Here is a 24,982-nt window from a genome sequence, read left to right as displayed (position 1 = left end):
GGTAACGTCCGACCGTGACTGCTTCAGAGAAAACGCCGTTCTACATCACTACGGCCATCACCTACCCCAACGGCGTGCCGCACATCGGCCACGCCTACGAGTACATAGCCACCGACGCCATGGCGCGCTTCAAGCGGCTGGACGGCTACGACGTGATGTTCCTGACCGGCACGGACGAGCACGGCATGAAGATCGCCCAGGCCGCGGAGAAGGAAGGCATTACGCCCAAGGAACTGGTGACCCGGAACGCCGAGATCTACAAGGCGGCACACGCTGCCTTGGGCGTCAGCTACGACCGGTTTATCCGGACCACGGACGAGGACCACTACGCCGCATCCCGGGCCATCTGGAAGAAGATGGAAGCCAACGGCGACATCTACCTCTCCAAGTACGAAGGCTGGTACTCCGTCCGGGACGAGGCCTTCTACGGCGAAGATGACACGGTGGTGAAGGACGACGGCGTGCGCTACTCGAAAGAGACGGACACCGAGGTGACGTGGACGGCGGAGGAGAGCTACTTCTTCCGGCTGTCCGCCTACCAGGACAAACTGCTGGCGCTCTACGAGGCGCACCCCGAATTTGGCGCCCCGCAGTACCGGTTCAACGAGGTCATCAGCTTCGTCAAGCGCGGCCTGGAGGACCTCTCCATCAGCCGGACCACGTTCGACTGGGGTGTCCCCGTCCCCGGCAACGACAAGCACGTCATGTACGTGTGGGTGGATGCGCTGACCAACTACCTCACCGGCGTGGGATACCCGGATGTCGAGTCCGAAAAGTTCCGGAAGTACTGGCCCGCCGACGTGCACATCATCGGCAAGGACATTTCACGCTTCCACGCGATCTACTGGCCGGCGTTCCTGATGAGCGCCGGGCTGGAACTGCCCAAGCGCGTCATGATCCACGGCTTCCTGAACAACAACGGGGTCAAGATGTCCAAGTCACTGGGCAACGTGGTGGCTCCCGCCCACTTCGTGGCCCGCTACGGCCTGGACCAGGTGCGCTTCTTCTTCCTGCGCGAAGTCCCGTTCGGGGCCGACGGCAGCTACAACCATGAGGCCATCGTGGGCCGGATGAACTCGGACCTGGCGAACAACTTCGGCAACCTCGCCCAGCGCTCCCTGTCCATGGTGGCCAAGAACTGCGGCGCCGCCGTACCCGCCCCCGGCGAGCTCACAGCCGCCGACACTGCCATCCTGGCCCAGGCCAACGGCCTGCTCGACGCCGCTCGGGCCGCGTTCGACAAGCAGGAGTTCAGCCGCGCCCTGGAGGCCATCTGGGCCGTGCTGGGGGACACCAACGCCTACTTCGCCGAGCAGGCGCCCTGGGTGCTCCGGAAGACCGACGTCGGGCGCATGAACACGGTGCTGTACGTGACGCTGGAGGTGCTCCGGATAGTGGCGATCCTCGCCCAGCCGGTCATGCCCGGCGCCACCGCGAAGCTCCTGGACGCCCTGGGCCAGCCTGAGGGGGACGCACGCCAGTTCACCGCGATCGCGACCCCGATCGTTCCCGGTACGGCGCTGCCCGCCCCGGTTCCCGTCTTCCCCAAATTCGAGGAACCGGCCGAAGCCTGAGGTTCCGGTGCGGATGAGGGCAGGTGGCGCGGACTTCCGCGCCACCTGCCCTTTCCCATTGCAGGCGCACTGGCCCGCCGTCACGGCTATGCGGTGGCAAGTCCCTCGACGGGTGACAGCCGTGCCGCGCGCCGGGCAGGAATGACCGACGCCAGCAGGCCGGCGACGACGGCCACCCCCAGCACGCCCAGCAACTGCAGCCAGGGGACGGAGGGGGTGACCTCGGCCAGGCTGCCGAGGGCCGACCGCGCGCCCAGCCAGCCGTAGATGCTGCCCAGGGCAGCACCAATCAATGCGGCGACGCCGGCCACCAGGGCTGCCTCGAGGGCCAGCATGCCCCGCAGCTGGCCCTTGGTAAGGCCCAGCGCCCGGAGCAGGGAGTTTTCCCTGGTCCGTTCGAGGACGGACAGCGACAGTGTATTGGCCACGCCGATCAGCGCGATCAGCACCGCCACCCCCAACAGGCCCGTGACCACCAAGAGCAGTACGTCGATGACCTCATTGAAGGTGACCCGCTCGATGGCGGCGCCGCTGACCGCACCCGCGGACACGCCTGCTGCCGCAGCAACAGCGGACTGGATGTCCTTGATCCGGTCCGCGGACAGGTAGCCGCCGGGAGCGTCGGCCAGGCGCAGCCACACGGCACTGGCCGCGGGACCGGTGCCATCTGTCCGCGCACTGTCGGTTGGGGCAACGCCACCGCCCGTCAGGCCCGACTGGCGGGCGGTGTCGGTGGAGACCAGTGCCGGGATGTTGCGGGTCCGCAAGACCACCGCTTCCAGGGAGGCCGGCCCGGCCGGCCCGGTGACCTCAACAGGTCCGGCCGTGGAGCCTTCCGGAAGGTAGATCCTGCCCGGCTCAAGGGTGAGCGCGGTGTCGCGGAGCAGCCGGCCGGCCTCTGCCGCGTCGAGGGCATAGACGGGGCTGCCCATCCCTTCGCCGGCCAAGGTGCCCGCTGCCGGCAGCAAAGCCGCGGTTGCGACGCCGTCCACCCGTGCCACTGCGTCACGCTCGGCGGCTGTCAGGGCATCCCCGGTGATCACCATATCCACGGGGTAGGTGCCGGCGAGGGCGTCATCGAAGGCCTGCCGGGCAGTGGCAGCCCCGGTCATCATCAGGGACACCAGCGTGACGCCGATCAAGAGGGCGGCAGCAGTGACGGAGGTCCGGGCCGGGTTGCGGACGGCATTGAGGGCGGCCAGCTTCCCGGGGACGCCGGCAGGAGAGGCCAACCGTCCCGCCAGGCCCACCAGCCGCGGCACGAACAGGGTGGCGCAGAGCAGGACGCCCACGAAGGAGAGCACGCCGCCGGCGAAGGCCACCACCAGCATCACGCCCGCGGCGCCGAGGGCCAGCAACGGAACCCCGAGGGCAAGGGCGGCAAGGCCCAGCACCAGCCGCACGCGGCCCCGCCGGTTCCCGATTCCGGCATCGTCAACCGGCCGCAGGGCAGCAAGCGGAGCCACGGCCGTGGCAGCTTTCGCGGGAACCAGGGCGGCGCCCAGGGTCAGGAGTGTGCCTGCCGCCAGCCCCGCAATGACGGACGACGGCGGGACGGCCATGGTGGCAAAAGCCATGTCCGGCTGCGTCCCGGCCCAGCCGATGAGGGCAGCCATCAGGGCGACGGCGGCGAGCACACCGGCGGCGGAGGAGACCAGGCCCACCACCAGGGCTTCGGCCAGGACCGAGTTGCGCACCTGGTTCCGGCCCGCCCCCAGGCACCTGAGCAGCGCCAGTTCCCTGGTGCGTTGGGCCACCAGCACCGCGAAGGTGTTGGTCACCACCAGTCCGGAGACAATCAGGGCGACCCCGGCGAATGCCAGCAGGATGATCGTCAGTTCATCCTGGCCTCCGGTCATCATCGCCACCTGGGCGGTGACTTGTTCGTCTGCTGTCTTCACCTGCACCCCGGCGCCGGCACCGGTGAGCGCCGCCGCCACGTTCTTGCTGGTTGCGGCTGCGTCGGAGCCCGAAGCCAGGGCCAGCTGGATGCTTCCGTAGCCAGCGGCGCCGGTACCACCTTGAGCGTCCCGGGCGCCGGCGGCCAGGGCACTGACGGCCGGTGTCCCGGCGAGGATCTGCGGGAGGGCAGAGGCGAAGGGGTCGTTGCTGCCGCGCAGGATCCCGGTGACGGTCATGGCCACTGTTGTGGCGGCGTCGGGGGCCTTGAGGGTCAGGGAGTCGCCGACGCGCAGCCCGTAGCGGGCGGCGGTAGCCCCGTCCACGGCGACGCCGTCAGCCCTCTCCGGGAGGGCGCCGTCGGTCACGGTCGCGGTTTCCAAGGCCATCGGCGCCAGGTTCCGGGCTTGCGCCAACACCTCCTGGCCGCCTGCGGTGAACTCGGCGTACGCCTGCATCCGGCCATAAGCCTCGGTCACGCCGGGCACCGCACGGGCTGCTGCCAGCGCGGCATCGTTGAAGGTTCCCGTGTCCGGGGTGGCGATGAGGCCGGCCTTGCTGTAGGCCTCCCCGAGGCTGGCACCCAGCGAAGCACGGGTACTCGCCCCGACCATCAGGGTGGTGGACAGGAACGCCACGGAGAGCATGACTGCCAGGCCGACGGCTATGAAGCGGCGGCTGTGGGACTGGAATTGCGAGAAGGCAACGCGCAGCACGCTCAGCCTCCCAGCTTGCCGAGGGCGGCCAGGACGGACCCGGCGGTGGGCTCGTCGATCTCGCCCACCAGGCCGCCGTCGTTCATCAGGACCACCCGGTCGGCGTAGCTGGCCGCCACCGGATCGTGGGTGACCATGATGATGGTCTGGCCCATTTCCCGGCTGCTGCGGCGCAGCAGTGCGAGGACTTCGCCGCCGGCGGTCGAATCAAGGTTGCCGGTGGGTTCGTCCCCGAACACCACGTCGGGACGGGTCAGCAGGGCCCGGGCTACGGCGACGCGCTGCTGCTGGCCGCCGGAGAGCTCATGCGGCCGGTGCCGGAGCCTGTCCTTGAGGCCGAGCGTGGCCACCACCGTGTCGAACCAGGCCGCGTCCGTGGCTTTGTTCGCCAGCGCCAGCGGCAATGTGATGTTCTGTTCGGCTGTCAGTGTGGGCACCAGGTTGAAGGCCTGGAACACGAATCCGATCCGGTCGCGGCGAAGCGCTGTCAGCTGTTTGTCATTGAGGGCCGTAATGTCTGTTCCGCCAACCAGGATCTGGCCGGAGTCGGCACTGTCGAGTCCAGCGAGGCAGTGCATCAGGGTGGACTTTCCGGAGCCGGAAGGACCCATTATTGCGGTGAAGCGGCCGGCATCGAACGTGACGCTGACCTCGCGCAGGGCGCTGACGCGGGTGGCGCCGCGGCCGTACGTCTTGGCCAGGGAGAGGGCCTGCACGGCGGGAGCGGATGGGATATTTTGCCTGTTCAAAGCAGTATGGGCATGCGCGGAAGTTGTCATGTTTCCACGCTATGGCCGGGCCCGGCGCCCGGGAATCGGCCGGTGGTCTGGTCCTGCCGGGGCCGGACTCATACCCAGGTCTGAAACCACCGTGCCGGGCGTCAGCCTCCGGGAGTGACCACCCCGGTCTCGTAGGCGATCACGACTGCCTGGACCCGGTCGCGTGCCCCAAGCTTGGCCAGGATGTGCCCTACGTGCGTTTTGACGGTTGCTTCGGAGACAAACAGGTCTGCCCCGATCTCAGGGTTGGACCGACCTTGGGCCATGAGGGTGAAGACTTCGCGCTCGCGGGCTGTGAGCCGCTCGACGGCCTCCTGGTCCTCGGGCCGTTCGTTGCCCTGTGCGCGCAGCAGCGGAGCTACATGGTCCAGGAGCCTGCGGGTGGTGGAGGGGGCGATGACGGCGTCCCCGCGGTGCACCGTGCGGATGGCGTCCAGCAGTTCCTCCGGTGGTGCGTCCTTCAGGAGGAAACCGCTGGCTCCGGCTTCGATGGCCGCCAGTGCGTACTCGTCCAGGTCGAAGGTCGTGAGCACGACGATGCGAAGTTCAGCCCTGGCAGACCCGGCCGGGGCGGAAGCGGCGCGTTCGATGAGCCTGCGGGTGGCCTCGATGCCGTCCATTCCCGGCATGCGCACGTCCATCAGGACGACGTCCGCGGTTGCTGCTCCGAGGGCCTGGAGTGCCTCGAGCCCGTTCCCGGCCTCGACCACGACGTCAAGGTCCGGCTGGGAGTTGATCAGCATGCTGAATCCCGAGCGCACCAGTTGCTGGTCATCGACCAGCGCCACGCGGATAGGAGCGGTGCTGTCGCGGTCTAGTGGCAAAGTCATGCTCAAGCCTCGGTGTAGGGAAGGAAGGCCGAAACCTGGAAGCCCCCGCCCGCGGCCGGGCCGGCCGCCAACGAACCATCGTAAAGGCTGATCCGCTCCCGCATGCCCCGCAGCCCGTTACCGCCGCCTTCCCCGGCTCCGACTGCCGGATGGGCAGAAGCGCCCCGGCCGTCGTCGTGCACCTCAAGCTGCAGCCCGCGCGGCTGCCACCGCACCAAGACCCGGGCCCGGGCTTGCGGACCTGCATGCTTGAGGACGTTCGTCAGGGATTCCTGGAGGACCCGGTATGCCGTGAGTTCGGCGCCCGGAGGCAGGGTGCGCCGCGGAGACCCCAGCTGTTCGACGTCCAGCGGAAGGCCTGCCGCACGGAACCCCAGGAACAGTTCATCGAGGTCCGCAAGTCCGGGCAACGGGCGGGTGGTGGACTCATCGCCGTGCCGCAGCACACCCAGGAGGCGGCGCATTTCGGCCAGTGACGTCCGTGCCGTGGCGGCAACCGTGGCCAGCGTCTCCGTGGCCACGGCGGGGTCGGCAGCCGCGGCGTACCGCGCACCGTCAGATTGCGTGATGATCACGGACAGGGAATGCGCCACAATGTCATGCATCTCACGGGCAATGTGCGCCCGTTCATCGGCTGCCGCCAGGGAGCGTTCCTGCTGCTGTTCGATTTCGAGCCGGCGGGCACGGTCCGCCAGGGTCTGCAGTTGCTGCCGGCGCACGCGTGTCAGGTCTCCGAGGGTCCAGCTGAACAGCACCAGCATCCAGATCAGGACCGTGTAGACAGCGCTGATGGTCAGGCCCAGCACGCCTGTCTCAGCCGTGCTGCTGAGATTGCGGGTGGTCAGCAGCACGCCGCCCAGCAGCCCCAGTCCCAGGACCGTACGGCTGGCCCGGGCAGGACCGTAAGCGGCAACGGCATAGATAATCAGCGGAACAGCCAGCAGCCCGGCCAGCGGCTCCAGCCCAGTTGCCCACAAGACCAGGCACGCCAGTACAGTGGCGCCGGCCGCGTGCACGGGCCTGGTGCGCCGCCACGCCAGCGGCACCACCAGGGCGCACGACAGCAGGAAGTGCCAGGGACGGTCCGCCATGAGGTAAACGGGACCGCACATCAGCAGGACCGCCAGCATGAGGACCAGGTCAACCCGGAAAGTGTTGACCCGGATCCAGTGATAAACCTTGTGCCGTAATTCCACCCCGGAACTCTATGCTGTCGTGGTGGCGAGTGCCTCATCCCTGGGGCTGATCCTTCTCCGGCCGCCGCGCCGCCCGCAGACGCCGTGTCCGAAATGTGGGACGGCTTGCCCACCATATGGATGACTTGGCTACCCTGAAAACATGAGCGCATCCTCCATCGATCTTGCAGTTATTCCCGGCGACGGCATCGGCCCCGAAGTCATTGCCGAGGCCCTCAAAGTCCTCGAGAAGGCCGTGGCCGCGGAGGGCGTGCAGCTCAAGCCGACACATTACGAACTCGGCGCCGAGCACTGGCTCGCCACCGGCGAAACCCTGCCGGACCACGTCCTGGCGGACCTGAAGACGCGCGACGCGATCCTCTTCGGTGCCGTCGGCGCCGCCCCGGGCGACACCCGCATCCCCTCCGGAATCATCGAACGCGAACTGCTCCTCAAGCTCCGCTTCAGCCTGGACCACTTCGTCAACCTGCGGCCGTCGCGGCTTTACGGGACGGTCGGCAGCCCGCTGGCCAACCCCGGGACCATCGACTTCATCGTGGTGCGTGAGGGAACCGAGGGGCCGTACGTGGGAAACGGCGGCACGCTGCGTGCCGGAACCCCGCACGAGGTCGCCACGGAAGTCTCCCTGAACACCGCACACGGTGTGGAGCGCGTGGTCCGCGACGCCTTCCGCCGCGCCAGCCTCCGCGAACGCAAGCACGTCACCCTGGTCCACAAGCACAACGTCCTGGTCTTCGCCGGGCATCTCTGGAAGCGCACCGTCGAGGCTGTCGCCCAGGAATTCCCGGGCGTCACCCACGACTACCTGCACGTTGATGCCGCCACCATCTTCATGGTCACGGACCCGTCCCGCTTCGACGTCATCGTCACCGACAACCTGTTCGGCGATATCATCACCGACCTCGCTGCCGCCGTCACCGGCGGCATCGGCCTGGCGGCGTCCGGCAACATCAACATGGACCGCACGGCGCCTTCCATGTTCGAGCCGGTCCACGGTTCGGCGCCGGACATCGCCGGCCAGGGCAAGGCCGACCCCACCGCGGCCATCCTCTCCGCGGCACTCCTGCTGGACCACCTGGGGTACGCGGAAGCCGCACGCCGGATCGAAGCCGCTGTGGTTGCCGACGTCGAACAGCGCGACGGAACCGCCCGCAGCACCAGCGCCGTCGGCGACGCCATCGCCGCCGGACTCTAGCCCACGCCGGGGGCTCCGGCTTCGGGCGTAAGCTTGACTCGAATCACCAAATGCCGCCTCGCTGTTCAGCGCTGAACCCCGGGGCGGCCGATCGTGGAGGAACCATGACTCAGACCGCCCATGGCGTCGAATTCACCCGGCAGCTTTCGGAGAACCCGAAGTCCGCCGAAGAGCGTGCAGCCATCCTGGCAAACCCGGGATTCGGCAACTACTTCACCGACCACACCGCCATCGTCGACTACAGCGTTGACGCGGACGGCAACGGCGGCTGGCACGATGCCCGGATCGAGCCCTACGGCCCGATCGTCCTTGACCCGTCCGCCGCCGTGTTCCACTACGGCCAGGAAATCTTCGAGGGACTCAAGGCGTACCGGCACGCTGACGGCTCCGTCTGGACGTTCCGGCCCGAGGCGAACGCGGCCCGGCTGAACAAGTCGGCCCGCCGGCTGGCCTTGCCCGAACTGCCGGCCGAATACTTCCTCGGCGCCATCCGCGAGCTGGTGGCTGCCGACAAGGAATGGGTTCCTTCCGGCGACGGCGAAGCCCTCTACCTGCGCCCCTTCATGATCGCCACCGAGGCGTTCCTGGGTGTCCGCGCCGCCCGCGAGGTGTCCTTCCGGGTGATCGCCTCTCCGGCCGGCAATTACTTCGGCGGCGAACTCAAGCCGGTCTCCATCTGGATCTCGCGCCAGTACGCCCGCGCCGGCCGCGGCGGCACCGGCGACGCCAAGTGCGGCGGGAACTACGCCGCCTCGCTCATCGCGCAGCAGGAGGCCGAGGCCAACGGCTGCAAGCAGGTCCTGTTCCTCGACCAGGCCAATGACAACGCCGTGGAAGAGCTGGGCGGCATGAACGTCTTCTTCGTCATGAAGGACGGCTCCCTGGTCACGCCCGCCCTCACCGGCACCATCCTGGAAGGCGTCACCCGGATGTCCGTGATCCAGGTGGCCAAGGACATGGGCCGTGACGTGGCGGAGCGGAAGATCACCCTTGACGAGTGGCGCGACGGCGTGGCCTCGGGCGATATTGCCGAAGTGTTCGCATGTGGCACAGCTGCCGTGATCACCCCCATCGGGGTGCTGAAGGACGCCACCGAGTTCATTGGTTCCGAGGACGCCAAAGCCGGCGAAACCACCATGGCCATCCGCGAAAAGCTCCTGGGCATCCAGACCGGCGCCGAACCGGACACGCACGGCTGGCTGACACGCCTGGCCTAGGTTCTGCCCTGACGACGGCGCCTCCCGGACTTGGGTCCGGCAGGCGCCGTTTTGCGTTGCCGCAGGGGGTGCCGGGTCAGCGGCGTGCGGCTTTCCGGGCAGCGTTCTTCATCGCTTTGCGGGACACGGGCTTGAGTGCCTTGCGGGCAGCTTCTTCCGCCAGGGCGCGGTTGCGCCGGGCGTCGATCAGGTCGTTCCAGAGCGTGGTGGCAAAGACGCCGCCGTCCTGGGCATAGACGTCGTAGGGATAGCCGGCGAAGACGGCGGGGGTGGGGCCGCTGGTGAACAGGTCCTTGCCGCCGGCCTGGGCCACTGCGTCGCCGACAGCCCAGGTCCGGGTCAGGTGGCGGATGAGGTTTTCCTGGACGAAGACGGCGGCGTCAGCGGAGCGGGAGGCCTGGTCCAGCAGCGCTTCCAGGTCCGCGGCGATCAGGGCGGCGCCGGCCTGGTCAGCGGGCGCGGAGGCGGCGGACAGTTCCGCCGTGATGCCGGTGACGGCGTCCGTCCAGTCGGTTGTCTCGCGGAACTTCCTCCAGGTGGGAAACCAGATGATGCTGCCGGTCGCGTGGTTGTGGATGTGCAGGAGGCCGGTGGCCTTTTCGGTCGCCGAATGGTCGTGGCCGTCCGCGTCCGCGCGGGCGAGAAGGTCGGCGAGTGAAGGTGTGCTCATGGGGCGGTGTCCGGCTTCCTGGTGGAGATCGTTGTGCTGTCACAGGTTGCCAACCCCCGCGGGCGGCCGATCTATTCCGCCGCTGCCCTCCGGGACAAGGGGGTGGGGGAGTGCGGGGCTTGATGCAAGGATGGATCAGTGACCCCACTTACCGGCCCCGGCCTGCAGCGCAGCTCCGGCCTCACCCAGTTCCTCGTGGCACCCAACCCGGGCCCCATGAGCCTGGACGGCACCAACTCCTACATCCTGCGCGTCCCCGGCCGGTCCGCCGTCGTGGTGGTTGACCCGGGACCCAACGATGAACCGCACCTGGAGGCACTGTCGGGCGCCGGCGTCGTCGAACTGATCCTGGTCACGCACCGGCATGCGGACCATACTGCCGGTTCGGCCCGCCTGCACGAACTCACCGGAGCGCCGGTACGGGCAGCGGACCCAGGCCACTGCCATGGCGGCGGAGCGCCGCTGGCCGGCGGCGAACTGATCCAGGCAGCGGGACTGGATATCACAGTGTTGGCTGCCCCCGGCCACACTTCGGATTCCGTGTGCTTCCACCTGCCGGCCGACGGGCAGCACGGCTCGGTGCTGACCGGGGACACCGTCCTGGGCCGGGGCACCACCGTCCTGGACTTCCCTGACGGCACGCTGGGAGACTACCTCGCCACCCTGGACCGGTTGGAGGCCCTGGGGAACGCGACCGTGCTGCCGGCCCACGGCCCGGTATTGCCGTCCTTGGGGGACATCGTCCGGGAGTACCGCCGGCACCGCGAGGAACGGCTGGCCCAGATCCGTTCCGCGCTCCGCGGCCTCGGCGGGAACGCATCCGTGCCTGAGGTGGCGGACGCCGTCTATGCCGGCGTCGACCCTTCCGTCCGGCGCGCCGCCGAATTGTCCGTGGCCGCACAGCTTTCCTACCTTCGCGGGCCGGAAGGCGGCAGGCAGGACGGCGCCGTCGAAACGGTAGGGTAGGAGCCATGCGTATTGCGAGGTTTGTTGTCGATTCCGATCCCCTGTACGGCGTTGTGGAAGGTGATAGCGGCAGTGAGGAAATCACTGTCATCCACGGCGACCCTTTCTTCAACGGTGTGGAGCGCACTTCCGTGCGCCACAAGCTGGAGGACGTCCGGCTGCTGGCGCCCATCATCCCGCGGAGCAAGGTCATCGGGGTGGGCAGGAACTTCGTGGAGCACGCACATGAGCTGGGCAACGAGGTGCCCGCCCAGCCGCTGCTGTTCCTGAAGCCCAACACCGCGGTGGTAGGTCCGAACGACCCCGTGGTCCTGCCGGAGTTTTCCGAAGAAGTCTCCTTTGAAGCCGAACTGTGCGTGGTGATCGGCCGGATCTGCAAGGACGTCCCCGAAGACCGCGTTGACGATGTCATCTTTGGCTACACGTGCGGCAACGACCTCACTGCCCGCGATGTCCAGAAGACGGACCTGCAGTGGACCCGCGCCAAGGGCTTCGACACCTCCGCTCCGCTGGGCCCGTGGATCGAGACGGACCTGGACACCGAGGACCTGCAGATCCAGGGCCGGCTCAACGGGGAAATCCGCCAGGACGGCAGCACCAGCCAGATGATCCGCGGCGTCCGGGAGCTCGTGTCCGTCGTCTCGCACGCGTTCACCCTGCTGCCCGGCGACGTGATCATGACCGGAACACCGGCCGGCGTGGGACTGGTCAAGGAAGGCGACCGCTTCGAGGTGGAAATCGAAGGCATCGGCCGGCTCTCCAACCCGATCGTCCGCCGCTGACCCCGGCTGCCGCGCGGAAGGCCGGAGGGCGGCCAGGCGGGTAAAGTTGAAGCCACTATGACTATCGCTTCTTCGTCGCTTGCCGCCTCCATTCCGCCCGTCACCGCCGAGACCCCCGTTCGCGTCCGGTTTTGCCCCTCGCCCACGGGGACCCCGCACGTCGGACTGATCCGGACCGCGCTCTTCAACTGGGCCTACGCCCGCCACACCAAGGGCACCCTGGTGTTCCGGATCGAGGACACGGACGCGGCCCGGGACAGCGAGGAAAGCTACCACCAGCTGCTGGACGCACTGAAGTGGCTGGGCATCGACTGGGACGAGGGAGTCGAGGTTGGCGGCCCGCACGAACCGTACCGGCAGTCCCAGCGCGGCGACATCTACCAGGACGTCATCAAGCGCCTGCACGACGCCGGATTCATTTACGAGTCCTTTTCCACCCCTGAGGAGATCGAGGCACGCCACCGCGCCGCCGGCCGGGATCCAAAGCTGGGCTATGACGGCTTCGACCGTCACCTGACCGAGGAACAGCTGGCACAGTACCGGGCCGAGGGCCGGCAGGCCGTCCTGCGCCTGCGCATGCCGGACGAGGACATCACGTTCACCGACCTGGTCCGCGGCGAAATTACGTTCAAGGCCGGATCGGTGCCCGACTTCGCCGTGGTGCGTGCCAACGGTGCCCCGTTGTACACCTTGGTCAACCCCGTGGACGACGCCCTGATGGGGATCACGCACGTGCTCCGCGGCGAAGACCTGCTCAGCTCCACGCCGCGCCAGGTCGCCCTCTACCGGGCCCTCTACGCCATCGGCGTCGCCGAGTACATGCCGGAGTTCGGCCACCTGCCGTACGTCATGGGCCAGGGCAACAAGAAGCTCTCCAAGCGGGACCCCGAGTCCAGCCTCTTCCTGCACCGCGAGCGGGGCTTCATCCCGGAAGGGCTGCTGAACTACCTTTCCCTGCTTGGCTGGTCGCTGAGCGCCGACGAAGACATCTTTACCGTCGAGCAGCTCGTTGAGCACTTCGACATCCACGACGTCCTGGGCAACCCCGCGCGTTTCGACCTGAAGAAGGCCGAGGCCATCAACGGCACGCACGTCCGGATGCTTGAGCCCAAGGTCTTCCGCGACCGGGTGGCGCACTACCTGCGCGACGCAGGCCTGGTGGGGGAGATCCTCACTGACCGCGAGGAAGAAATCCTCACCGAAGCCGCGCCGCTGATCCAGGAGCGCATTACGCTGCTGGGCGAGGCGCCGGACATGCTGGCTTTCCTGTTCAAGGCGGACGACGCCGTCGACGTCGCGGATGACGCCCGCAAGGGCCTTCCCGAGAACCTTTCCGAGGTGCTGGACGCGGCACTTGCCGCGCTGGAACCGGTGGCAGACTGGACAGCGGAGGGCATCCAGGCAGCCCTGAAGCAGGCCCTGGTGGAGGACCTTGGCATCAAACCGCGGCTCGCTTTCGGGCCCGTACGGACGGCTGTTTCCGGCCGGCGGATCTCCCCGCCCCTGTTCGAATCGATGGTCATCCTGGGCAAGGAGTCCTCCCTGCGCAGGCTCCGCGCCTTCCGCGGCTGATGACGGCACCGAGCGAAGCCCGGTCGGGTGCCCGGCATACGCCCTGGGGAGTGGTCAGGGGCGTCCTGTTCGACATCGACGACACCCTGGTGGACCTTGAGTACTCGATGACCACCGCCTTGCGCGAGGTCAGTGAACACCTCCTGCCCGGCCTGGACCAGGCCGGCTGGGAGCGGTTCGGCCGGATTTTCACCCATGAGACCACGCACTATTACGACCGCTACCTGGCCGGCGAGCTGACGTTCAACGAACAGCGCCTCCTCCGGGGCCGCGCCGCACTGGGCCACTTTGGCGTGGAACTGGGTGACGGCGATGAATCGCACCGCTGGCTGGCCGCGTACGTGGAAAAGCAGCCGTCCTATGTGAAGCCGTTCCCGGATGTTTCGCCGCTTCTTGACGTCTTGGACGCTGCCGGGATCCCGTACGGCGCCGTCAGCAACAACGTCCACGATTACCAGCGCGCCAAGCTGGACGGCGCCGGCCTTGAACGCGTGAAGCACCTCGTCGGAACTGACACCCTGGGCGTGGCCAAGCCGGATCCCGCCATCTACCTGGAAGGCGTCCGGCTCTTGGGCACCGTCCCGGCCGAGACGATGTACGTGGGCGATAACCGGCTGCTGGACGCGGAAGGCTCGACGGCGGCCGGACTGGTTGGCGTCTGGCTCAACCGGAACGCCGAGACCGCGGCCCACTTTGGTGGAACCGCGGTCACCACGTTGGCGGATCTCCTCCCGCTCTTCGCCTAAGTCCTGTCCGGGCGGTCGTCCATCAGGCGGCCTTAATCCGGGCGGCGCGGCGAAGGAGGAGATATCCGCCAACGGCGGCTCCCACCAGCAGGGCGATCAGCAGCAATGCCGTGACGGGGCTGTCCAGCCAGGACGACGGCGACACGGCGGCCACCTTCGTGTGCAGTTCCTGCGTTCCGGCCGCGATCCTGGCATTGCCCTCGGCAAGCGTGCCGGCACCGTCCGCCAACTGGCCCGAACCGTCATCAAGCTTGCCGTTGCCGTCGGCGAGTTTCCCGGTTCCATCCGCCAGCTGGGCGGATCCCGACTGCAATTGTCCCGTGCCTTGGCTCAGCGCGGTGGTGCCCTCCGACAACGCCTCGGTCCCGGCCAGGAGTCCCGGGTTGGCAGGATCGCCGCCGCCGTTGACGCCGGCACTGAGCTTGGTGATGCCGTCCTGGAGGTTGTTGGCGGCGTATATCAGGCCGGGGCTGTCCGGATCGCCGGGGACGCCATCCATGCCGGTCCGGATCTTCGCCGTGCCATCCGCCAGCATCGAGGTACCCAGCACCACGCCGGGGTTTTGGGGGTCGGTGGCGTTGAGCTTCTCCGCCAGGGTGGCGAAGCCCGCCTTCAGCCGGCCCGCCCCGTCATCCAGCTGGGCGGCTCCCGCGGTCAGACTGCCGGTTCCGGCCTTGAGCTGCCCGGCTCCGTCGTTCAGCTTTGCTGCTCCCGCATCGAGCTGCCCCGCTCCCGCGTAGGCGCGCCGGCCGCCGTCGGCCAACTTGGCGATCTGGTCCTTGATGACGGCCAGGGGAACCAGGCCCTGGGGCCCGTTCGCCGCTGCTTCCAGCTGGTCCAGCCCCTGGCTGAGCGCGGCCAGCCCGTCTCCCTTGGTTGGATCGTTCCCCGCGCCGGGGTAGCCCGTCAGCTGCGCTGTTCCGTTCTTCAACGCCGCTGTCCCTGCGCTCAGGCTGGTGGCGCCGGCGTCGAGCTGACCTGCGCCGGCCGCGAGCCGGCCCGTACCCGCCGCCAGCTGTCCGGCGCCGTCGGCAAGGTTGTTGGGGGCGTTGCCGCCCGCGGTGGGGGTGAGCGCGGCGGAGAGCGCGACGGCGCCGGCCTGGAGCTTCCGGGCTCCGTCATCCACCTGGTAGACGCCAGGGACGAGTTTGTTCAGGACGTCATTTTGCAGCTTGGTGGTGCCGGCATGAAGCTTGTCCACGCCGGGGGCGAGCTGGTCCCTGACACCTGAGTAGATCTTGCCCGCACCCGATTGCAGGGCGAGGGCTCCGTTGTTGAGTTGGGTGGTGCCGTCCTTGACCTTGAGCGATCCGTCCTGCACTTGCGCTGCGCCCTTGTTCGCTGCGCCTGCGCCCGCTGCCAGCCGGCCCGAGCCGTCCTTGAGCTGGGCGGCGCCTGCTGCGGCTTGTTCCGCCCCGTCCATCAGCTGGGCAGAGCCGTTGGCGATCTGGCCCGTGAGGTAGGTATAGAAGGCGAGGAAGAGGACGAGCAGGAGGGAGAGGGCCATGATGGCGATGAATTGTGGCCGGGGTTTGCGGGTTGCGGTTGCAATGGCTGCTGTACGGGTTGTCAACGCTGACACTTCCTAACTTCCGCCGGACAGCGGTGTCCGGTGGCGAAACCGTGGTTGGCAGGGCGGTCCCTTGACCTCGTGGGTGCCCGTGGAAACAGGGCAGGGGGCTTGTTACTTACCGGTAACTTACTCGAGGGTAACTATAACGTTGGATGCCGGGCAAGGGTTTGGACGGTTCGCTTTCGCGAAGCCCGGAGGCGCGGGCTGCGCCGGATTTGTGCGAGCCCCAAGTCTCGGGTAAAGTAATTTCTCGTGCTGAGGCGCACGGAGCAGGGAAAACGCCCTGGAATCCGGCCCGAAAGTGCCATTGGGATATGGTGTAATTGGCAACACTACGGTTTCTGGTACCGTCATTCTAGGTTCGAGTCCTGGTATCCCAGCTCTGGTTTGCTGCCCATTCGGGCAGGCAAAACAGAAGGTTTCCACTCGGTTTGCCGATTTGAAACCATGGCAAAGTGTGTGAAATACTCACTGAGCCGAGCAGCGGAAACGCTGCCGGAAAGTACGCGGCCCCATCGTATAGCGGCCTAGTACGCCGCCCTCTCACGGCGGTAACGCGGGTTCGAATCCCGCTGGGGTCACCATGAAATGGTCCCGGGCATCAGCCCGGGACCATTTTTTATTTGCCCGGAATTGGCTGGCGAACAATCCCCGCTCAATGGACTGAACCCCGCGCCGCCCGGCGGGGAGTGGTCCTCCGTGCGGGGAGTCTTCCGCGGAGCCGCCTAGGAGTCCGCCTCCAGTGCGGCCGCTGCGTCCCGGACCTTGATCAAGGTGCGCAGGTTGCGGGTGGTGGTGGCGGCCTTGAACCTGGACTTCGAGCTGACCTTGCTGAAGGGGCTGTCCAGGGTGCCCCCCACCGGGGCCAGCCACGCCAGCGCTTCAGGTCCAAGGCGCTTCTGGTCCTGGCCCTCTATGGCTGCGCCGGCCGCTTCCAGTTCGTCCAGGACGGCGGTATCCGACGAGAAGGTGATGTAGGTGTGGGTGGATTTGTCATCCTCCGGATAAGGGCAGGCATCCACCAGTTCGGCCACTCGTCCGCCGTCCACGACGACCACCCAGGCTTCATAACCGAACGCTGCCCGGAGGCATTCTTCGGCTTCGCGTTTGACGCCGGTTGCATCCAGGCTGCTGGTCAGCACCACGTTCCCGCTGGCCAGCAGAGTCCTGGCATCGGCGAAGCCCGAAGCTTTCAGTGCGTCCCGGAGGTCCGCCATTTTGATGTTGATTCCGCCAACATTGATTCCACGGAGGAAGACTGCGTAGCTGCCCATGGCCACAGCCTAGTGGCCGCGCCGTCCGCAGGAGCGGACAACGCGGCGGATCCCCTTAGTCGTTGTTCTTGCGCAGGGCTTCGGTGAGGATGCGGCCGGCGTTGCAGACCACCTCTGCGTGCAGGCGCCCCGGCTGGCGGGTCAGCCGCTCGATCGGGCCGGAAATTGAGACGGCGGCGATCACCCGGCCGGACGGTCCCCGCACCGGCGCGGAGACGGAGGCGACACCGGGCTCACGTTCGCCGAGGCTCTGTCCCCAGCCGCGTCGTCGTACGCCTGCCAGGACGGTGGGCGTGAAGCGAGCTGACTGCAGGCCCTCGAGCAGCCGGTCGTGGTCCTCCCAGGCGAGCAGCACCTGGGCGGCGGAGCCGGCCTTCATGGACAGCTGCGTGCCCACCGGGATGGTGTCGCGCAGGCCGATGGGGCGCTCGGCGGAGGCAACGCACACGCGCCAGTCGCCCTGCCGGCGGAAGATCTGGGCGCTTTCGCCCGTGGCGTCCCGCAGCTGCATGAGGACGGGGCCGGCGGAGGCGATCAGGCGGTCCTCGCCCGCGGCCGAGGCCAGTTCCACCAGCCGGCTGCCAAGGACGAACCGGCCCTGGATATCGCGGCTCACCAGCCGGTGGTGGACGAGTGCCAGCGCGAGCCGGTGAACCGTGGGCCGGGCCAGCCCGGTGGCGGCCACAAGCTGTGCCAGCGTGGTGGGGCCGGCCTCGAGTGCATCGAGCACCTGGGCTGCTTTATCAATGACGCCGACTCCACTAGAATTGTCCATGTAATGATATTGCCGTCTCAATATCTGAGATGCAAATCTTTCGGCTGGCGCAGTGCGGAGCCGTCCTGATTCAGTTGGACTCAACAGCCAAACAGCAGTGAAGGGAGATGGCCATGGCAAAGACATTGGCCGAGAAAGTCTGGGACGCGCACGTGGTGCGCAAAGGCGACGGCGAAGGAGCCAACGCCCAGCCCGACCTCCTCTTTATTGATCTCCACCTGGTCCACGAAGTTACCTCCCCGCAGGCCTTCGAAGGGCTGCGGCTCGCCGGCCGCCCGCTGCGCCGGCCGGACCTGACCATTGCCACCGAGGACCACAACACCCCCACGCTGGACATCGACAAGCCGATTGCCGACCTCACCAGCCGGACCCAGATCCAGACCCTGCGCAACAACTGCGCCGAGTTCGGCGTCCGCCTGCACAGCCTCGGCGACGCCGAACAGGGCATCGTCCACGTGGTCGGCCCGCAGCTCGGCCTGACCCAACCCGGCATGACGGTGGTCTGCGGCGACTCGCACACCTCCACCCACGGCGCCTTCGGCGCGCTGGCCATGGGTATCGGCACCTCCGAGGTGGAGCACGTCATGGCCACCCAGACCCTGTCCCTTAAGCCCTTCAAGACCATGGCCATCAACGTCGAGGGCACGTTGCGCCCGGGCGTTACTGCCAAGGACATCATCCTCGCCGTGATCGCCAAGATCGGCACCGGCGGCGGCCAGGGCTACGTCCTGGAATACCGCGGCTCCGCCATCCGCGCGCTCTCCATGGAAGCCCGGATGACCATCTGCAACATGTCCATCGAGGCCGGCGCCCGGGCCGGTATGGTGGCCCCGGACGAGACCACCTACGAGTACATGAAGGGCCGCCCCCACGCGCCTGAAGGCGCGGACTGGGACGCCGCCGTCGAGTACTGGAACACGCTGCGTAGCGACGACGACGCCACCTTCGACGTGCAGGTGGACCTGGACGCCAACACGCTTGAGCCGTTCGTCACCTGGGGCACCAACCCGGGCCAGGGTGTGTCCCTGTCCGGGTCCGTCCCGTCACCGGAGGACTTCGGCGACGAAAACGCCAAGGCCGCTGCCGAGCGCGCCCTGCAGTACATGGGACTCGAAGCCGGCACGCCCATGAAGGACATCCGCGTGGACACCGTCTTCCTGGGCTCCTGCACCAACTCCCGGATGGAGGACCTGCGCGCCGCTGCCGACATCATCCGCGGCCGGCAAAAGGACCCCAACATCCGGATGCTGGTGGTCCCGGGCTCCGCCCGCGTCCGGCTCGAAGCGGAAGCCGAGGGGCTGGACAAGGTCTTCAAGGACTTTGGTGCCGAGTGGCGCTTTGCCGGCTGCTCCATGTGCCTGGGCATGAACCCGGACCAGCTGGAAGTGGGGGAGCGTTGCGCCTCAACCTCCAACCGCAACTTCGAGGGCCGGCAGGGCAAGGGCGGCCGCACCCATCTGGTTTCCCCGGTGGTGGCAGCAGCCACTGCCGTCCGGGGCACGCTCAGCTCGCCGTCGGACCTTGACCCGGCTCCCGAGCCGGCGGTTCAGCCTGTCGAAACCCCATCCGCAAGCCACGCAGCCTAGGACAGCACCATGGAAAAGTTCACCAAGCACACCGGCGTTGGCGTCCCGCTGCGCCAGAGCAACGTCGACACCGACCAGATCATCCCGGCGGTGTACCTCAAGCGCATCACCCGGACCGGGTTCGAGGACGCCCTGTTCTCCGCCTGGCGGAAAGACCCCTCGTTCATCCTGAACCAGGAGCCCTACACTACCGGTTCGGTGCTCGTGGCAGGCCCGGACTTTGGCACCGGTTCCTCCCGCGAACACGCCGTCTGGGCGCTGAAGGACTACGGTTTCAAGGCCGTCCTGTCTTCCCGCTTCGCCGACATCTTCCGCGGCAATTCCGGCAAGCAGGGCCTGCTGGCCGCCCAGGTGGCCCAGGATGACATTGAACTGATCTGGAAAGAGCTGGAAAACGCGCCCGGAACCGAAGTCACGGTGGACCTTGAGTCAAAGACCGTCGTGTGCGGCCCCATCGTGGCGCCTTTCGAGATCGACGACTACACCCGTTGGCGGCTGCTGGAAGGCCTGGACGACATCGGGCTGACCCTCCAGCATGAAGCCGACATCACGGCCTACGAGGCCACCCGGCCCAGCTTCAAGCCGAAGACGCTTCCCGCCCGGCTGTCCTAGCACTCAGGAACGGGCCCGGCGGCAGGAAATACCCCGCCACGGACTGCCGCCGGTGCCCGCTTATTTCGGTTCGGTAACACGACCTCCTATGCTTGGTTGGAGCCTTTGCAAGGATTTGTGGGCTAGTGATCGTGAGGAAACCGGTATATGAGTAGTGTTCTGACAATCCGCGGCGGAGTCCCGCTTACAGGCCGCGTCAGCGTCCGCGGGGCAAAGAATCTTGTACCGAAGGCCATGGTGGCAGCACTGCTGGGCAACGAACCCTCGGTGTTGCGCAACGTGCCGGAGATCAAGGACGTCGAGGTCGTCACGTCCCTGCTGAAGCTGCATGGCGTGACCGTGGAGAAGGACCCGGTCAGCGGAGACCTTACCCTCGATCCGACGTCGGCGAAGACGGCCTCAAGCACCGCCATCGATGCGCACGCCGGCGATTCCCGGATCCCCATCCTGCTGTGCGGCCCCCTGATCCACGCCATTGGGGAAGCGTTCATCCCCGACCTCGGCGGCTGCAAGATCGGCGACCGCCCCATCGACTACCACCTGGACGTCCTGCGCCAGTTTGGCGCCGTCGTGGAAAAGCGCCCCGGCGGGATCCACATCTCGGCACCCAAGGGACTGCACGGCGCCAAGATCTCGCTGCCGTACCCGTCCGTCGGAGCCACCGAGCAGGTCCTCCTCAGCGCCACCCGCGCGGAAGGCATCACGGAGCTCTCCGGTGCCGCCACCGAGCCCGAGGTCATCGACCTGATCGCCGTGCTGCAGAAGATGGGCGCCATCATCAGCGTCCAGACGGACCGGACCATCCGCATTGAGGGCGTCCGCGATCTGGGCGGCTACAACCACCGCGCGCTCTCGGACCGCAACGAGTCCGCATCCTGGGCCTCGGCCGCCCTGGTTACCCGCGGCGACATCTTCGTTGAAGGCGCATCCCAGCGCGACATGATGACCTTCCTGAACACCTACCGCAAAGTGGGCGGCGGGATGGACATCGGCGAGGACGGCATCCGGTTCTACCACAAGGGCGGCAAGCTCAACCCGCTGGTCCTTGAAACAGACGTGCACCCCGGGTTCATGACGGACTGGCAGCAGCCGCTGGTGGTCGCGTTGACCCAGGCCGAGGGCGTATCAATCGTCCACGAAACGGTATACGAGAACCGCTTTGGCTTCACCGACGCCCTCATCCGCATGGGCGCCAGCATCCAGGTCCACCGGGAGTGCCTCGGCAGCGTCCCGTGCCGGTTCGGCCAGCGCAACTTCCTGCACTCGGCCGTTATCTCCGGTCCCACCCAGCTCAAGGGAACGGATATCGACGTGCCGGACCTGCGCGGCGGGTTCAGCCATCTCATCGCCGCCCTGGCCGCCACCGGAACTTCCCGGGTCACGGGCATCGACATCATCAACCGCGGCTACGAGCGCTTCACCGAAAAGCTCGCCGGCCTCGGTGCCGACTTCGACATCGCCACCACGAAGTAGCGGCGGACCGTGAAGGAAACTGCCAAAAGCAGGGCCACGTTTGTGTTCATCGCCGGGATCGCCCGCCCGCTGCTGAACCTCATGATGGCCAAGAAATGGGAAGGCACCGAGAAACTGCCTGCCGGCGGCTTCATTGCCGCGCCCAACCACTGCACCGAGATCGATCCCCTGGTTGTGGGCCACATGCTTTACAACCAAGGGCGTGCCCCGCACTTCCTGGCCAAGGCCGGCCTGTTCAAAGTCCCCGGCCTGGGCTGGCTCCTGAACGCGACCAAGCAGGTCCCCGTTGAGCGTTCGACGACGGGCGCGAACCGGTCGCTGCAGGTGGCCCAGGAGATCGTGGCCGAGGGCGGAGCAATCATCATCTATCCGGAGGGCACATTGACCCGCGACCCCGCACTCTGGCCCATGAAAGGCCATACGGGTGCGGCCAGGCTCGCCCTTGAAGGCGGAATTCCCGTCGTCCCGATCGCCCACTGGGGCGCCCACGAGGTGTTCCCCCGCTACGGCAAGCGGTTCCACGTGTTCCCGCGGAAGCTCTCCCGGGTAGTGGTGGGGGACCCGGTGGACCTCAGCGCCTTCAGCGGCCGCCCGTTGGACAAAGCGACGCTGACCGAAGCCACCGAGGTCATCATGGCCGCGATCACCGGCCTGCTGGCGGGCCTCCGCGGCGAACAGCCGCCGGCCGAACGCTGGGATCCGGCCAAGCAGCAACAAGCCAAGCACGGACGGTTCATCGACCGCGGACAGCCCGGCCCGGAAACGGAAGCACAGTGACCGTTGACCGAAAGCCGGGATCGGCCCGGACCGTGGCTGTCCTGGGCGCCGGTTCGTGGGGGACCACCTTCGCCAAGATCCTCGCAGACGCAGCCGGGGCCGCCGGCAGCCCGCGCGGGATCAAGGTGTGGGGCAGGCGCGCCGAGGTGGTGGACCAGATCAACCGGGACCACCGCAACAGCGACTACCTCAAGGACATCGTCCTGCCCGCCAGCATCACCGCTTCCACCGACGTCCGGGAGGTGCTGGCCGGGGCCGATCTTGTGGTGGTGGCCGTCCCTGCCCAATCCCTCCGCCCGCAGCTGCGGGAGTGGAAGGACATGATCGAGCCCGGAGCCGTCGTCGTATCCCTCATGAAGGGCCTCGAACTTGGCACGGATGCCCGCATGAGCGAGGTCATCAGCCAGGAACTGGGCCTGCCGCCCGAACGCATCGCCGTGGTCTCCGGACCCAACCTGGCCATGGAAATCGCGCGCGAAGAGCCGACGGCGTCGGTGGTGGCCTGCACGGATTCCGCGACCGCCGGATGGCTCGCCCGGACCTGCACGGCACCGTACTTCCGTCCCTACACCACGTCGGACGTCGTCGGGGTCGAAATCGGCGGCATCGTCAAGAACGTGATCGCGCTGGCCGTGGGCATCTGCGAAGGCAAGGAAATGGGAGACAACACCAAAGCCTCGGTCATTACCCGCGGCCTGGCGGAGACCTCCCGCCTTGCGCTGGCCCTCGGCGGCGAAGCCAAGACCATGGCCGGCCTTGCCGGGCTCGGGGATCTGGTGGCGACCTGCTCATCCGCGTTGTCCCGCAACCACACCGCCGGCCGGCTCCTCGGCCAGGGGCTGACCCTGGAGGAGGTGGGCCGCAAAATGACCCAGACCGCCGAAGGCATCAAGTCCGGCCAGGCCGTGCACGAACTTGCCGGTAAGCTCGGCGTCGAAATGCCTATCACCGCCGCCGTCGTCGCGGTGCTGGCAGGCAAGCTGTCCGTTGACCAACTGGGGCCTGTCCTGCTGTCCCGGGAATTGAAACCTGAAGGCGATCACTGACCATGTCCCAAGACACACCCACCACAGGGGAAACGGCGAGCAGCAGGAAACCGCGGGTAGCCGTGCTGTTCGGCGGCCGTTCCAGCGAGCACGCCGTAAGTTGCGTGACGGCAGCCGGCGTGCTCGGCGCCATCGACAGGGACAAGTACGAGGTCATCCCGATCGGGATCGCCAAGACCGGGCAATGGGTCCTGGCACCGGCCGATACCGCGAAGTGGTCCCTGGCGGCCTCATCGTTGCCGGAAGTTTCGCCGTCTGCCCAGACCGTGACCCTGGCCGAGATCGGCGGCGAACACCAGTTGATTGTCGCTTCCCCCAACGAAGTACCCCAGGAACTGGGTGCCGTGGACGTCGTCTTCCCGCTCCTGCACGGACCCTTCGGCGAAGACGGCACCATTCAGGGGCTCCTGGAATTGTCGGACACCCGCTACGTCGGCGCCGGTGTCCTGGCTTCCGCCGTCGGCATGGACAAGCACTACATGAAAGTGGTCTTCGAAGCCGCCGGGCTCCGCGTTGGCCCCTACCTGGCGGTCACCGACAGGCAATGGCGCAATGACCCCGAATCCGTCCGCAAACAGGTGGACCGGCTGGGCTTCCCCGTTTTCGTCAAGCCCGCACGCGCTGGCTCATCCATGGGCATTTCCAAAGTGGACTCCCTCGACGAGCTCGACGCCGCGATTGAGGAAGCACGCCGGCACGACCTCAAACTGGTCATCGAGGCCGGAATCGTGGGACGCGAAATTGAGTGTGCGGTCTTGGAAGGCAGGGGAACGGACGCTCCCCGGACCTCCATGCCGGGGGAGATATCAGTCGCCGGGGGCACCCACGAGTTCTATGATTTCAACGCCAAGTACGTCGAGGACGATGCCGCCGCGCTGAGTTGCCCGGCGGACATTCCGGCGGAAGCCATCTCGAGGGTCCGTGAGCTCGCTGCGCTGGCCTTCGAAGCCGTGGGCGCTGAGGGCTTGAGCCGGGTCGACTTCTTCTACACCCCCGACGGCGAGCTGATCATCAATGAGATCAACACCATGCCCGGGTTCACGCCCAAGAGCATGTACCCGCAAATGTGGGCGGCCTCGGGACTTGGCTACGCAGACCTGATCGATGAGCTCATCCACCTGGCGCTGCACCGGAAGACCGGCCTCCGCTGAGGCCTCGGGCTGGACTGCGGGCCCATCCCGGTGGGTGGGCCCGCAGAACCTACTTGCTCTGCGGGAGGTTCAGCAGGTCTTCCTGGCCCACGCAGTTCCGCACCGACGGGACCTTCGCGGCGGCGCCCGCGAGGTCCGCAAGGACGGTTGCGGAGCTGATCTTGTCCGGGTCCATGAGGATCTCGGTGGCCGGTTCCCGGCCGTAAGTGGTCAGCGTCCACACCGGGTCGCCTTCCTTGATGACCCAGTCGACGCCGTTGACGGTCACACAGCGGTCCGTCGTCGGACCCGGTACGTTGACGCCGCAGCGGAGGATGACCAGCGACGGATCACCCCACGCGGCAGTTGCCTGGCTGTTGGTCTTTCGCAGCCGGGAATCGCCGATCGCATCCGGCAGGGCCACCATCATGGGCGCGCAGGCAGGGTTTGCCGCGTCCTTGGCGGCGGTAACGTCGACTGCGGGGGAGCACGCAGTCATGGACAGGGCAACGACTGCCCCAAAAACTGCCATCCTGGTGGCGCGGGCGGTCAGGGGCAGCTGGGGATGGTGCATGGTTCCAGCCTATCGCCGCC

The 24,982-nt window shown here is 67.4% G+C and carries 22 protein-coding genes and 2 tRNA genes; 15 read left to right on the top strand and 9 right to left on the bottom strand.

Going from position 1 to position 24,982, the window contains the following annotated elements; all coding sequences use genetic code 11:
• Positions 1-14 precede the first annotated feature (14 nt).
• Positions 15-1,574 carry a methionine--tRNA ligase gene (metG, locus tag DFO47_RS04645; protein ID WP_133830868.1) on the top strand — a complete coding sequence of 520 codons (1,560 nt, stop codon included), beginning with the start codon at positions 15-17 and terminating at the stop codon, positions 1,572-1,574.
• Between the two features lie 86 nt (positions 1,575-1,660).
• Here the strand turns inward: metG and DFO47_RS04640 are convergent, their stop codons facing one another.
• The 4 genes from DFO47_RS04640 to DFO47_RS04625 form a co-directional block, all read right to left on the bottom strand.
• Positions 1,661-4,189: an ABC transporter permease gene (locus DFO47_RS04640; protein ID WP_133830867.1), complete on the bottom strand. Its 2,529-nt coding sequence runs from the start codon at positions 4,187-4,189 to the stop codon at positions 1,661-1,663.
• A gap of 2 nt (positions 4,190-4,191) precedes the next feature.
• Positions 4,192-4,968 carry an ABC transporter ATP-binding protein gene (locus tag DFO47_RS04635; RefSeq protein ID WP_133830866.1) on the bottom strand — a complete coding sequence of 259 codons (777 nt, stop codon included), beginning with the start codon at positions 4,966-4,968 and terminating at the stop codon, positions 4,192-4,194.
• 101 nt (positions 4,969-5,069) lie between these two features.
• A complete protein-coding gene (locus tag DFO47_RS04630; RefSeq protein WP_208294373.1) occupies positions 5,070-5,798 on the bottom strand; it encodes a response regulator transcription factor in 729 nt (242 codons plus the stop codon).
• A 2-nt stretch (positions 5,799-5,800) separates the two neighbouring features.
• Positions 5,801-6,994, bottom strand: a complete 1,194-nt coding sequence (locus DFO47_RS04625; RefSeq protein WP_109045019.1) for a histidine kinase — start codon at positions 6,992-6,994, stop codon at positions 5,801-5,803.
• Positions 6,995-7,136: 142 nt separating this feature from the next.
• On the opposite strand from DFO47_RS04625, the gene DFO47_RS04620 reads away from it, so the two are divergent.
• Together DFO47_RS04620 and DFO47_RS04615 are read left to right on the top strand one after the other, a co-directional pair.
• Positions 7,137-8,189 (top strand): 3-isopropylmalate dehydrogenase, encoded by a 1,053-nt coding sequence (locus DFO47_RS04620; protein WP_018760045.1) that lies wholly within the window; start codon positions 7,137-7,139, stop codon positions 8,187-8,189.
• Positions 8,190-8,293: 104 nt separating this feature from the next.
• Positions 8,294-9,406: a branched-chain amino acid aminotransferase gene (locus tag DFO47_RS04615; RefSeq protein WP_133830865.1), complete on the top strand. Its 1,113-nt coding sequence runs from the start codon at positions 8,294-8,296 to the stop codon at positions 9,404-9,406.
• Positions 9,407-9,482: 76 nt separating this feature from the next.
• Here the strand turns inward: DFO47_RS04615 and DFO47_RS04610 are convergent, their stop codons facing one another.
• Positions 9,483-10,076 (bottom strand): hypothetical protein, encoded by a 594-nt coding sequence (locus DFO47_RS04610; protein WP_133830864.1) that lies wholly within the window; start codon positions 10,074-10,076, stop codon positions 9,483-9,485.
• A 138-nt stretch (positions 10,077-10,214) separates the two neighbouring features.
• Between DFO47_RS04610 and DFO47_RS04605 the strand changes: the two genes are divergently transcribed.
• From DFO47_RS04605 to DFO47_RS04590, 4 genes are read left to right on the top strand one after another with little or no spacing between them, the layout of a single operon-like run.
• Complete coding sequence (locus tag DFO47_RS04605) at positions 10,215-11,042, top strand: MBL fold metallo-hydrolase (RefSeq protein ID WP_133830863.1); 828 nt, start codon at positions 10,215-10,217, stop codon at positions 11,040-11,042.
• 5 nt (positions 11,043-11,047) lie between these two features.
• Positions 11,048-11,824 carry a fumarylacetoacetate hydrolase family protein gene (locus DFO47_RS04600; protein WP_018760040.1) on the top strand — a complete coding sequence of 259 codons (777 nt, stop codon included), beginning with the start codon at positions 11,048-11,050 and terminating at the stop codon, positions 11,822-11,824.
• 57 nt (positions 11,825-11,881) lie between these two features.
• Positions 11,882-13,396: a glutamate--tRNA ligase gene (gene gltX, locus DFO47_RS04595; protein ID WP_133830862.1), complete on the top strand. Its 1,515-nt coding sequence runs from the start codon at positions 11,882-11,884 to the stop codon at positions 13,394-13,396.
• Positions 13,396-14,142, top strand: a complete 747-nt coding sequence (locus DFO47_RS04590) for an HAD family hydrolase (RefSeq protein ID WP_018760038.1) — start codon at positions 13,396-13,398, stop codon at positions 14,140-14,142. The genes gltX and DFO47_RS04590 overlap by 1 nt, the downstream gene beginning before the upstream one ends.
• A 22-nt stretch (positions 14,143-14,164) precedes the next feature.
• Here the strand turns inward: DFO47_RS04590 and DFO47_RS04585 are convergent, their stop codons facing one another.
• The gene (locus DFO47_RS04585) at positions 14,165-15,724 is read right to left on the bottom strand and encodes a hypothetical protein (protein WP_243835351.1); all 1,560 of its coding nucleotides are present in this window, start codon (positions 15,722-15,724) and stop codon (positions 14,165-14,167) included.
• 299 nt (positions 15,725-16,023) lie between these two features.
• Between DFO47_RS04585 and DFO47_RS04580 the strand changes: the two genes are divergently transcribed.
• Positions 16,024-16,095, top strand: a tRNA-Gln gene (locus tag DFO47_RS04580).
• A 128-nt stretch (positions 16,096-16,223) separates the two neighbouring features.
• Positions 16,224-16,299, top strand: a tRNA-Glu gene (locus DFO47_RS04575).
• Positions 16,300-16,440: 141 nt separating this feature from the next.
• On the opposite strand, the gene DFO47_RS04570 is transcribed toward DFO47_RS04575, so the two are convergent.
• Together DFO47_RS04570 and DFO47_RS04565 are read right to left on the bottom strand one after the other, a co-directional pair.
• On the bottom strand, positions 16,441-16,989 hold the full coding sequence (locus DFO47_RS04570; protein ID WP_109045014.1) for a DUF1697 domain-containing protein: 549 nt from the start codon (positions 16,987-16,989) through the stop codon (positions 16,441-16,443).
• A 55-nt stretch (positions 16,990-17,044) separates the two neighbouring features.
• Positions 17,045-17,764 carry an IclR family transcriptional regulator gene (locus tag DFO47_RS04565; RefSeq protein WP_009356552.1) on the bottom strand — a complete coding sequence of 240 codons (720 nt, stop codon included), beginning with the start codon at positions 17,762-17,764 and terminating at the stop codon, positions 17,045-17,047.
• Between the two features lie 113 nt (positions 17,765-17,877).
• Between DFO47_RS04565 and leuC the strand changes: the two genes are divergently transcribed.
• From leuC to DFO47_RS04535, 6 genes are all read left to right on the top strand, one after another.
• A complete protein-coding gene (gene leuC, locus DFO47_RS04560) occupies positions 17,878-19,350 on the top strand; it encodes a 3-isopropylmalate dehydratase large subunit (protein ID WP_133830860.1) in 1,473 nt (490 codons plus the stop codon).
• Positions 19,351-19,359: 9 nt separating this feature from the next.
• Entirely contained in the window at positions 19,360-19,962 is a 603-nt protein-coding gene (gene leuD / locus DFO47_RS04555) for a 3-isopropylmalate dehydratase small subunit (protein ID WP_018760034.1), read from the top strand.
• A 147-nt stretch (positions 19,963-20,109) separates the two neighbouring features.
• Positions 20,110-21,435, top strand: coding sequence for a UDP-N-acetylglucosamine 1-carboxyvinyltransferase (gene murA / locus DFO47_RS04550; RefSeq protein ID WP_026264222.1), 1,326 nt, complete (start codon positions 20,110-20,112; stop codon positions 21,433-21,435).
• A gap of 9 nt (positions 21,436-21,444) precedes the next feature.
• Complete coding sequence (locus DFO47_RS04545) at positions 21,445-22,212, top strand: lysophospholipid acyltransferase family protein (protein WP_026264221.1); 768 nt, start codon at positions 21,445-21,447, stop codon at positions 22,210-22,212.
• On the top strand, positions 22,209-23,258 hold the full coding sequence (locus tag DFO47_RS04540) for an NAD(P)H-dependent glycerol-3-phosphate dehydrogenase (protein WP_018760031.1): 1,050 nt from the start codon (positions 22,209-22,211) through the stop codon (positions 23,256-23,258). Before DFO47_RS04545 ends, DFO47_RS04540 begins: the two co-directional genes overlap by 4 nt.
• A 2-nt stretch (positions 23,259-23,260) precedes the next feature.
• The gene (locus DFO47_RS04535; RefSeq protein ID WP_133830859.1) at positions 23,261-24,409 is read left to right on the top strand and encodes a D-alanine--D-alanine ligase family protein; all 1,149 of its coding nucleotides are present in this window, start codon (positions 23,261-23,263) and stop codon (positions 24,407-24,409) included.
• Between the two features lie 49 nt (positions 24,410-24,458).
• On the opposite strand, the gene DFO47_RS04530 is transcribed toward DFO47_RS04535, so the two are convergent.
• Entirely contained in the window at positions 24,459-24,962 is a 504-nt protein-coding gene (locus DFO47_RS04530) for a DUF3515 domain-containing protein (RefSeq protein ID WP_133830858.1), read from the bottom strand.
• Positions 24,963-24,982 lie beyond the last annotated feature (20 nt).

This window comes from Arthrobacter sp. AG258 (assembly GCF_004364695.1).
Lineage (GTDB): Bacteria > Actinomycetota > Actinomycetes > Actinomycetales > Micrococcaceae > Arthrobacter.
This window is presented reverse-complemented; position numbering and strand designations above follow the sequence as displayed.